This is a genomic window from Pseudomonas californiensis, assembly GCF_021147775.1.
GTDB classification, from domain to species: Bacteria; Pseudomonadota; Gammaproteobacteria; order Pseudomonadales; family Pseudomonadaceae; genus Aquipseudomonas; species Aquipseudomonas californiensis.
Map to the genome: position 1 here is coordinate 57,857 of NZ_JAGTPK010000030.1, position 9,496 is coordinate 67,352.

Below are 9,496 nucleotides of genomic sequence, written 5' to 3' on the forward strand. Positions count from 1 at the left end.
AAACTGCCGGTGCGAAACCTTGCATTCAAGACCTTACTGGTCGCGTTGCTGCTCCAGCGCCGAGGCGCGCTTCCAGCTGTCCAGTGCGGTGAGACGTTGCAGGTAGGCATTGAGGTTCGGGTAGTGCTGCGCCTCGCCCAACTGTTCGATCACTGTGACGGCGACATACGCCAGCATGAAATCGGCGCCGGACAAGCTGTCGCCCAGGATAAAGGCCTTGTCTTTCAGCTCGCCGTCCAGAAAGCCCAGTACCTTATCGAACTCAGTCTGGGTGTAGCCGTCCAGGAACTTCAGTTGGGTTCCGGCATTGGCTTCGAACTGGCTGAATATCTTGAGCAGCACAGGCACCATCGCCGAGCTTTCAGCGAAGTGAATCCATTGCAGATAGCGAAGGTAATCCGCAGTCGCGAACTCAGGTTCCAGATGCGGGGCGTAGCGGCGAACAAGATACTCGACGATGGCGCCTGATTCGACGAGCACTTGCCCATCGATTTCGATCACGGGTGATTTGCCCAGCGGGTGAATGCTCTTAAGCGAGTCCGGCGCCAGATGTGTGACCGGGTCGCGTTGATAATGCACCAGCGCATAGGGCTGACCTATCTCTTCGAGCAGCCACAGAATGCGCAGCGAGCGCGATGCGTTCAGGTGATGAAGTATGATCATGTCTGGCCTCGGTAATCGGCGGTGGGACTTACGTCGGCCTGGCCTTGAGGGCGGGCACGCGTTTGAGCGGTACGACGATTCGGCTATCGCAGCTGGCTGGTTGAACGTCGAACGATCTTGATCGAATGCTTGAGGTTCGGTTTGCGTGTCACGCTGATTGCGCGTTGCGTCACCGTGTCGATGGTGATGTTCCAGAAGCCGGTACTCGGGACCGGGATCTTTGCAGGGAACTTGTCGAACGCACCGCCATGGTAAGTGTGGCGGCCGCCATTTTTGAAGCTGCGAAAATTGGCGTCGTTCATGAGCCGAATATTGCACGTGTTCGAACACTCGATGACGACGATGTCGTCTTCATTGAGGTGCTCACGCTGGTGAATGAATTTCATGGCGGTCTCTGCGGGTACTGACGCGCCAGAATACCACGCAGTCGGCCCGCCGACTCGACGGGCCTTGAGCAGGGGGTCAGAAACGGAACGCAACCCCGGTGGTGACGTTGATCGGGTCGCCTGGGTAGAAGTTCGCCGAATCCTGGCCACGGGCATCGTAGGCGGTGTTGGCGGCAGTCGCATAACGCTGGTTGGTCAGGTTGCGGGCATCCAGGAACACTTCCCACTTTTTACCGGGCGCCTCGTAGCCGACCTTGGCGCCCCAGAGCGTATAAGACGGGGCGCTGAGGCTGTTGGCGAAGTCGACATAGTAGCTGGACGCAACGCGAGTATTGATCTGCGCGTAGAAGCCACCGGCCCGGCGGTATTGCAGCTCCGCCTGATAGACCTGACGCGGCAGGCTTGGCAGTTCGTTGTCGCCAAACTGGCTGTCGTTGCGGTAATGAAAGTCATTGAGGGTATAGGCCTGACGCAGGCTGACAGTGTCGCCATTGCCGCCTTCCCACAATAACGCGTTCAGCCCGCCCTCGATGCCCTGGTGGATGGTCGCACTGCCGTTGGACGTGGCGATCAGTTGATCCTGTGTCGCGCTAGCCTGCCGCACCACGACGGAAAGCAGCTCCTTCTGTATCCAGGAACGGTAGAGCGTCAGGCTGCCATCGAAAATGCCGTGCCCGCCCCGGATGCCGAACTCGACCGTGTTGCCCTTTTGCGGTCTCACATCGGTGAGATAAGGCGAGCCTGTGCTGCCCAATTGCCAAGTGACCGGCGGATCGATCGAGCGGCTGACGTTACCGAACAGTTCGAACTCAGGGGTCAGTTGATAGCGCAACCCGATGCGCGGGGCGATGTCATGCTCGCTGTACTCGACGCGGGCCGGAAAGTCAGTGGTATTGGTGCCGGTGGTGTATTCGATTTCCGCCTTGCGCTTGATCTCTATGAATGAGAGGCCCGTCGACAGCCATGTACGCTCACCCACCTGCAGCTCGTTGCCCAGAGAGAATACCGTGTCCCGCGAGCCGGTATAGTTGGTTTCCTGCACACGCTGATCTGTCGCGCGGCTGTGCGATTTCACGTCCGCAAGATAAGCCCGCGTGCTGCTGAACGTTACGGTACTGTCGCTGGGCAAACCCAGAAAGGTGTCGCCGTTGCGCAAATAGCGCAAGGTCAGGTTCACGTCCTTGGAGCGCCAGTCCTGTGGTGAGGCCGCGTAGCGCCACCCGTTGTACAGCGGATAGTTGTTATAGCCCAACCCCACTTCCAGCCTGGCGTTATCGTCGAACGTGTAGGTGGTTTTGCTGCCCAGCAAGGTTGAGCCGTCCTTGCGTCGACCGATGGGGACATCGTTGCTTTTGGGGTCATGCTTGAGCTGATACCTGGTCAGCGTATTGCCTTGGGTCAGGGTCTCTTCGCGGTAGCGCAGAAAGAATCGGGTTTCCAGTTTCGGACTGAAGACATGACCAAAGTTGGCGACGATACCCTGCCCTTCGTTGGACGTTTTGTCCTGATACCCGTCTCGTTCGTTATGCAGCACGCTCACGTAATAGTCGCTGTCGCCGACCACGCCACCGGTACTGACCTGCTGTTTTCGATAACCGAAACTGCCCGCCTCGAACCGTGCGTAGTTACCTGGATCGGTACGGCCTGTCTTGCTGACAAAGTTGATCGCGCCCCCTAATGACAAGGCGGAATAGTTGTAAGCATTGGCGCCGTAGAGCACTTCAGTGTGATCAACCGACGCCATATCAAGCATGTCCTCCTGAGTACCACCCGGCCCCGTCAGAGGCAAACCGTCATACAGGAATTTGATCCCGAGCACATAGCCTTGATAAAACGTGTTGAGCCCCGAGCCGCGAATGGAAATCTTGTTGGCGCCGGACCCGCTTGTCGCCTGTGCAAAGACGCCGGGTTGCAACGCCAGAACGTCCTCGGCATTGGCTGCGCGCCCGCGTTCAATGTCCCGGTTATCCACCACTGCCGTCTGGCCCGCGACGTTCCTTAGCGCTTTTTCAGCCTTTTGCGCCTCGCTGGCCTGCGCGCCGGTGACCACGACCGTAGCCAGCGTCGGGTTAGCGCTGGTTGGTTGATCCTGCGCGGCCATTGAACTGCTCTGGATCAACATCAACAGAACGCCAAGACTGGAAACAGTCGTCAGCGAATCAACACGCAGCGTGCGTTTTTCAACAGTATGCAATTTCACATTAATACTCCTTGCCTGAAAATGGACGGAGCATCTATGTGTATAGTCTCGCTCTCACGCAGGTTACTTCGCAGGATTCGTGCCACGTATAAACAGCATAAGAACGGGCAAAAGTGCGATGAGTTAACTACAAAGAGTCAGCATATTGCTGGTCAAGTGTTGGGACTCAAACAGCTTAGCGTCACTGGGTTACAGGTAGGCCAGCAGGAGATAGTTATCTTAACCAACTATCCCTACTGGGCTGTAGGTTTATGACGGGTACTGCACGGCGCAGCCTGACCCGCGCTTGAAACGATTCAGAACAGCCCTGAAGTGGGCGGCGGCGTGCCTTTCAGTTGCCACGCGCCCACTGCTGCGGCTTTCCACTGGCGAGGGTTGTGATTGGCTACGGTCCGGGCGTTACGCCAGTGGCGATCAAGGTTATGGCTGCGCCCCGTTGTGGACGCACCGCCGACATCGAATACCAACTCGGCGGCCTTGAGCGCGGACTCCGCCGCAATGTACTGTGCCTGAGCGACGTCTATCGCGGCCTGGTCTACGGCGACCGGATCCAGACCTGCAGCCCAGGCCCTGTCGATGGATTCGGCAGCGCTAAGCACCACAGCCTCTGCGGTAAATGCCCGTGCAGAAATATCCCCGACGCTCAGCTCAACATAGGGGTCATCCACAGAGCGGGCTGCCGAACTGTGTTTGATGGGCCTGGCGTGGTCGTTGGCAAACGCCACGGCGTCGTTCAGGGCATTGCGAGCAATGCCGGCTTCAACCGCCGCCAGAAACACCTGCAGGAACGGTGTGACGATGGTCCGCTTGCCCTCTTCCACCGTACGGGTGCGGATTTCGTGCGCTTTGACCAGCACATCATGCAGATGCGTGGTGCCGCTGGCCGTCAGACGCTGGCCCATCGCATCGAAGTCGTCCAGCAACTCCAGCCCCTTGCGGTCCCGGGGCAGTACGAAGGAAACCGGCTGGTCGTTCTCATCCAGTGCAACGGCGCTTACCCAGTCCGCGTACAACGAGCCGGTGCTGTAATACTTGCTGCCATTGGCGCGGTAATGCTCACCGTCACGCACGATGCGTGCACTGATAGAACCGTTGGCGCCGCCAACTTCCCAGCCAGCATTACCGACCACCGCACCTTGCAGATACCGCGCGAACCAGCGCTCGCGTTCCTGCTCGGCGTCTTCGGCCTGCGAGGCCAGCAGACCCTCGACGAAGCCAAAGCCGGGTCTTAACGCCTGGGCGACGTTCGAGTCTGCCGACGCGATGCGAATCAGCAACGCAATAACGTCTCTGACCGAGCCACCTGCGCCGCCATATCGCGCAGGAATTCTGCAGGTGAACAGCCCAGCCCTGGCAAGTGCCGCAACCGCTTCGTAAGGCAGTTGCCGGTCACGCTCGCGCTGTGCGGCACCTTTGGCGATTGCGGGCAACAAGCGGTCGGCCCTGGCGTAAAGTTCCTCTACCGAAGCGGTGAGGGTTTCGGATACAGCAGACAACGTGCTCATGACAATTCCTTGTTCAGCATCGAACTTCAAATAGCGATTTTCCATAGCCTGGACTCGTCAAACAGCCAGGCTGGATTTTCGGGTTCCAGCGGCGGCACAACCAGCGTGCTCCGTGCGCCTGGCAGGCGCGGCACGGCGCCCAGCAGCCGGCGGGTGTATTCGTGTTGTGGCAGCTCGAAGAGGGTTTCGACGTCAGCACGCTCGACGACCTTGCCGTGACGCATGACCAGTACTTCATCGCTTACATGCCGAATGACCCCCAGATCATGGGAGATGAACAGGTAGGCCAGCCCCAGCGAAGCCTGCAGGTCTGCCAGCAGGTCCAGCACCTGCGCCTGAACCGAGACGTCCAGGGCCGAGACCGGCTCGTCGCAGATAATGATCTTCGGGTTGCTGGCAATCGCTCGCGCAATCGCAATGCGCTGCCGCTGCCCGCCTGACAACTGCAACGGGCGCCGCGTGGCAAGCTCGGCAGGCAGTCGCACCTGACTCAGCAGCTGGCTGATACGTGCCGGTTGAAGCTCAGGGCCGATGCCGGCGACATCCAGCGCATCGGCCAGGATTTGCCCGACGCTCCAGCGCGGATCGAAGGAGCTCAGCGGGTCCTGATAGATCACGCTGATATCACGTCGGTGGAGGCGTCGATGCTTTTCCTCGACCCGGTTGCCACCCGCGCCTGCCCAGGGTCGATCAAGAAAATGCACTTCACCTGCGTCTGGCTGTAACAGGCCCAGTACGATCCGCGCGACAGTGGTCTTGCCCGAGCCAGACTCGCCGACGATACCCAGCGTGCGCCCGGCCCGCAGCTCAAGGCTGACGTCGTCGACCACCTGACGGGACTGATGATCGGGGCCGACGTAGCGCTTGCCCAGCCCTTGAGCGCGCAGTAACACTGGCGATTGCTCGTCCGGCCGTGACGCAACAGCTACCGAACCCACGCCAGGTGACAAACGCGTGCCACGCCCATGTTCTCCCGGCACCGCGTCCAATAACGCTCGGGTGTAGGCATGACGCGGCTCCAGCAGCACCTGTTCGGTAGGCCCCTGCTCCACCACGTCGCCATGACGCAGGACCAGCACCTCGTCAGCCAGTTGCGCGACCACGGCCAGGTCGTGGCTGATGATGAGTAACGAGTCGCCGCGCGCCTTGATTTCCTGCAGCACTTGAAGAATCTGCGCCTGCACCGTTGCGTCCAGCGCGGTGGTCGGCTCATCGGCAATGACCAGGCCTGGGCTCAGTGCCAGTGCGCTGGCAATCAGAGCTCGCTGACGCAAGCCACCGGAGAGCTGGTCCGGGCGTTGGCGGGCACGTAATTGCGGCTCGGGCACGCCGACTTTTTCCAGCAGTTCGATCACACGTTCGGTACGGCTGTTTCGATCTCCCCAGCCATGGGTCTTCAGCACCTCGAGAATTTCCTTGCCCACCGGTCGCAGTGGGTCCAGAGAAACCAGTGCATCCTGCAGCACGAACCCGATGTCCTTGCCGCGCAGCGTTCGCCAGCCCCGCTCGGAAAGCCCCAGCAGATCGACGCCGCCATAGCTGAGCGTCCTCGCTGTCACACGCGCACCGTTACCGGCCAGTCCGATCAGGCTACGTGCGGTCACACTTTTGCCTGACCCGGATTCTCCGACCAGTGCCAGGGTTTTTCCCGGCGCCAGGGTAAACGAGAGATTACGTACCACGGACTGGCCCGCGAACTCGATGGAAAGGTCTTCGACGATCAGAAACTTGTCGCTCATGAGAGACGGCCCTCCAGGCGTTGTTGCAGATAGCGGCCAGCCACTGTGGTGGACAAGGTGGTCAACACAATGAAAAGACCTGGGAAGAACGTCAGCCACCAGGCGTTGGCAATGAAGTCACGCCCCATGGACAGCATCGTCCCCCACTCCGGCGCGGGTGGTTTTGCGCCAAGCCCAAGAAAACTCAATGCAGACGCCCAGACGATGGCCTGACCAATGCCCATGGTGAGCGTGACGATCAAAGGCCGCATGGCATTGGGGAGTAACTGCCGGGTGATGATTCTCAACGGCGGATGCCCGAGTGCCCTGGCTGACTCGATGTACCCCGCGTTGCGGACTGCCAGCACCTGGCCACGCACCATGCGTGCATAGCCAGGGGCTGCACCCAGTCCTGTGGCCACAATCAACGGCCCGATACCACTGCCGAAGATCGCCACGAACAGCAGTGCCAGAATCAGGCTGGGGAACGCGAAGAGGATTTCCAGCGACCAACTGACGCCACGGTCCAGATAAGCGCCGCCCAACCCACCGAGCAAACCCAGTACGACGGCAATGGACATCGCCAACGCAGTTGCCGCCAGCCCGATGAGCAGCGACTGCCGCGTGCCATGGATAACGCGGGAAAAGATGTCCCGGCCCGACTGGTCGGTGCCAAACCAGTGCGCCCACCCCGGCGGATGGAACGCATCATGTGGAACAATCGCCAATGGATCGCTGTGTGCGAAAAGCTCGGGCAACAGCGCCGCGATGATCAGAAGCGCCAGAAAGCCTGTGGCCAGCAGCGGCCCGGGACGCACCTGTGTACGTGCACGCTGTTGACGAACATTTGGCAAGGTGGTTTCAAACGTCAGTTCGCTCATGCCCCTGCCCCTTGCTGGCGAGGGTCGACCCAATGGCACAGCAGGTCGACCAGAATATTGGCCAGTACGTAACCGGCTGCTACCACCAGGCTGATGCCGATGGTCAACGGCAGATCCTGGGCCTGCACCGCCTGGTACAGCTGGCGACCCAGCCCCTTGCGGGAAAAAATCACCTCGATCACTACCGCACCACTGATCAATGCACCGATGGCCCAGCCTGACAACGAAAGCCCCGGCAACACCGCGTGCCTCAAGGCATGCTTGAAGCGCACCGCCGTGTCACTCAAACCCCGCGTTCGGGCGGTCAAGACGAAGGGCTGATCGAGGGTCAGCTCCAGCGATTCGCGGGTGACTTGCGCGATGAACCCAGCCAGGGGGACCGCCAGCGCCACCGACGGCAACACCAGCGTGGCCCAGCCATCGCTGCCCGCAGGCGGAAACAGCCTGAGGCCGAAGGCGAACACGGCCAGCAACAGAATACCCAGCCAAAAATGCGGCAGCGCAGCGGCCAGTGTTTCGGCCAGCGAAGCGATGCTCGACACCCAGCGCCCGCGGCCTGCCGTCAGTACGGTCAAGGCCAGCACCAGCACCCACGCCAGCAGCAGCGAGGTGAGGGTCAGTTCAAGCGTTGGCCAGGATTGTTCGGCCAGTACGCGTGTGACCGGCAGATGCTGGGAATACGACATTCCGAGGTCGCCTTGTACCAATCGTGCGAGGTACAGCCCGTACTGAACCGCGAGCGGCTTGTCGAGGCCGTACTCACGGGTGGCTTCGGCAATGGTTTCCGGGGTCGGATTGCCGCTCGGCCCACCCAGAATCGCCAGCACCGGATCACCGGGCATCAGGCGCAGGGCAAAGAATGTCAGTGTCGCAACGGCCCACAACACCAGAACGCCGCCTGCCAGACGCCACACGGCGCGTTGCCCAAGCCGCGCAAGACGCTCGCGTCGCGGATTGGGTCGATCAATTGAAAGTGATGCGCTGGTCATTTGTTCACCCATGCGTCATAGAGGTAAGTCACAGCCAGAGAGGGCTCGAGGCGCACGCCCTGCGTGGTCTTGTAGATACCCAGGCGTGTACTTTGCGGATACGTGGTGAGCTGCAGGTACTGACTCGAAATGATCTGCTGAGCCTGGTAATACAGGGCGCGGCGCTGCTCGGCGTCCTGAGTCATCAGCGCCTGCTGGAGGATGTCGTCAAAGGCCGGGTTGCTGAAACCGGAGGTGTTCTGGTGATAGCCCCCTACCCCCGCTGGCTTGACGAATTCGGCGCTGAAATTGATCCGCAACACATCGGCCGTGTTGGTGTTCCAATAGCCAAGCCGGATATCGTAGTCCCAATCCGCCTGACGCTTGGTCGCCTGCACGTCGCTCATCTGATCAACGATCAAGTCGAAGCCTGCTTGCCGTGTCGTGGCCTGTACCTGCTCCCATAGCGTGTATTCCGAGGGCGGCGTGCGGTTGCCCATCACCACATGAACCTGCAACCGCTTGCCATCCTTCACGCGGTAACCGTCGGCGTCGCGCTCGGTCCACCCGGCTTCATCAAGCAACTGCCCCGCCCTCACCGGGTCGTAATCCTGCGCATGCTGGAAGTCGGCGCTGTAGAACCGCGTTGCCGAACTCAAGGGCCCGCCCGCTCGCGGAAACTCGTTGAAATAAACACTCTTCAACGCGCCATCAATGTCGGCGCTGCGCACGAAAGCCTCACGCACCTTCAAGTCGTTGAACGGCGCACGGGTGATGTTCAACGTGCCGTTGGTGGGGTTGCCTGGACGCAAGGCGATGATCAGCTTCAAATCAGGATTGCGCCGGGCCGCCTCGTGAGACTCCGGCGGCAGTGCCTCGATAACATCCACTTCGCCAGCCTGTAATGACGCGAAGCGCACAGAGGGCTCCTGGATGAATTTCCAGACAATCCGGTCCAGCCAGGCAGGGCCTTGATGCTGCGCAGTGGGTGGCGCCCAGTTGTAATCAGGGTTTCTCACCAGCTCAACCTGACTCTGGCGGTCCCAGCGCACAACCTTGAAAGGCCCACTGCCGACCGTAATGCTGTTCACTTAAGCGGAGCAGCCTTACGGTCCACTGGGTACCGGGTTTTAGAAATCTTCACCGTCCTTGGCCTTCCCGGCCTTGGGCGGTAA

The 9,496-nt window shown here is 60.4% G+C and carries 7 protein-coding genes and 1 pseudogene; all 8 read right to left on the bottom strand.

Annotation, left to right across the window (positions count from 1 at the left end):
• Window positions 1–33: 33 nt before the first annotated feature.
• Entirely contained in the window at window positions 34–663 is a 630-nt protein-coding gene (locus tag KDX37_RS22630) for a glutathione S-transferase family protein (RefSeq protein ID WP_231655250.1), read from the bottom strand.
• Between the two features lie 83 nt (window positions 664–746).
• Window positions 747–1,049: a DUF1883 domain-containing protein gene (locus KDX37_RS22635; RefSeq protein ID WP_231655251.1), complete on the bottom strand. Its 303-nt coding sequence runs from the start codon at window positions 1,047–1,049 to the stop codon at window positions 747–749.
• Between the two features lie 76 nt (window positions 1,050–1,125).
• A complete protein-coding gene (locus KDX37_RS22640; protein ID WP_231655252.1) occupies window positions 1,126–3,249 on the bottom strand; it encodes a TonB-dependent receptor family protein in 2,124 nt (707 codons plus the stop codon).
• A 296-nt stretch (window positions 3,250–3,545) separates the two neighbouring features.
• Entirely contained in the window at window positions 3,546–4,754 is a 1,209-nt protein-coding gene (locus KDX37_RS22645; RefSeq protein ID WP_231655253.1) for an acyl-CoA dehydrogenase family protein, read from the bottom strand.
• A gap of 26 nt (window positions 4,755–4,780) precedes the next feature.
• Window positions 4,781–6,493 carry a dipeptide ABC transporter ATP-binding protein gene (locus tag KDX37_RS22650; protein ID WP_231655254.1) on the bottom strand — a complete coding sequence of 571 codons (1,713 nt, stop codon included), beginning with the start codon at window positions 6,491–6,493 and terminating at the stop codon, window positions 4,781–4,783.
• Window positions 6,490–7,353: an ABC transporter permease gene (locus KDX37_RS22655; protein WP_231655255.1), complete on the bottom strand. Its 864-nt coding sequence runs from the start codon at window positions 7,351–7,353 to the stop codon at window positions 6,490–6,492. The genes KDX37_RS22650 and KDX37_RS22655 overlap by 4 nt, the downstream gene beginning before the upstream one ends.
• A complete protein-coding gene (locus tag KDX37_RS22660) occupies window positions 7,350–8,342 on the bottom strand; it encodes an ABC transporter permease (protein ID WP_231655256.1) in 993 nt (330 codons plus the stop codon). Before KDX37_RS22660 ends, KDX37_RS22655 begins: the two co-directional genes overlap by 4 nt.
• Window positions 8,339–9,397: pseudogene (locus KDX37_RS22665) on the bottom strand (ABC transporter substrate-binding protein); the annotation flags it as partial. The gene KDX37_RS22660 and the pseudogene KDX37_RS22665, both read right to left, overlap by 4 nt.
• Between the last annotated feature and the right edge of the window lie 99 nt (window positions 9,398–9,496).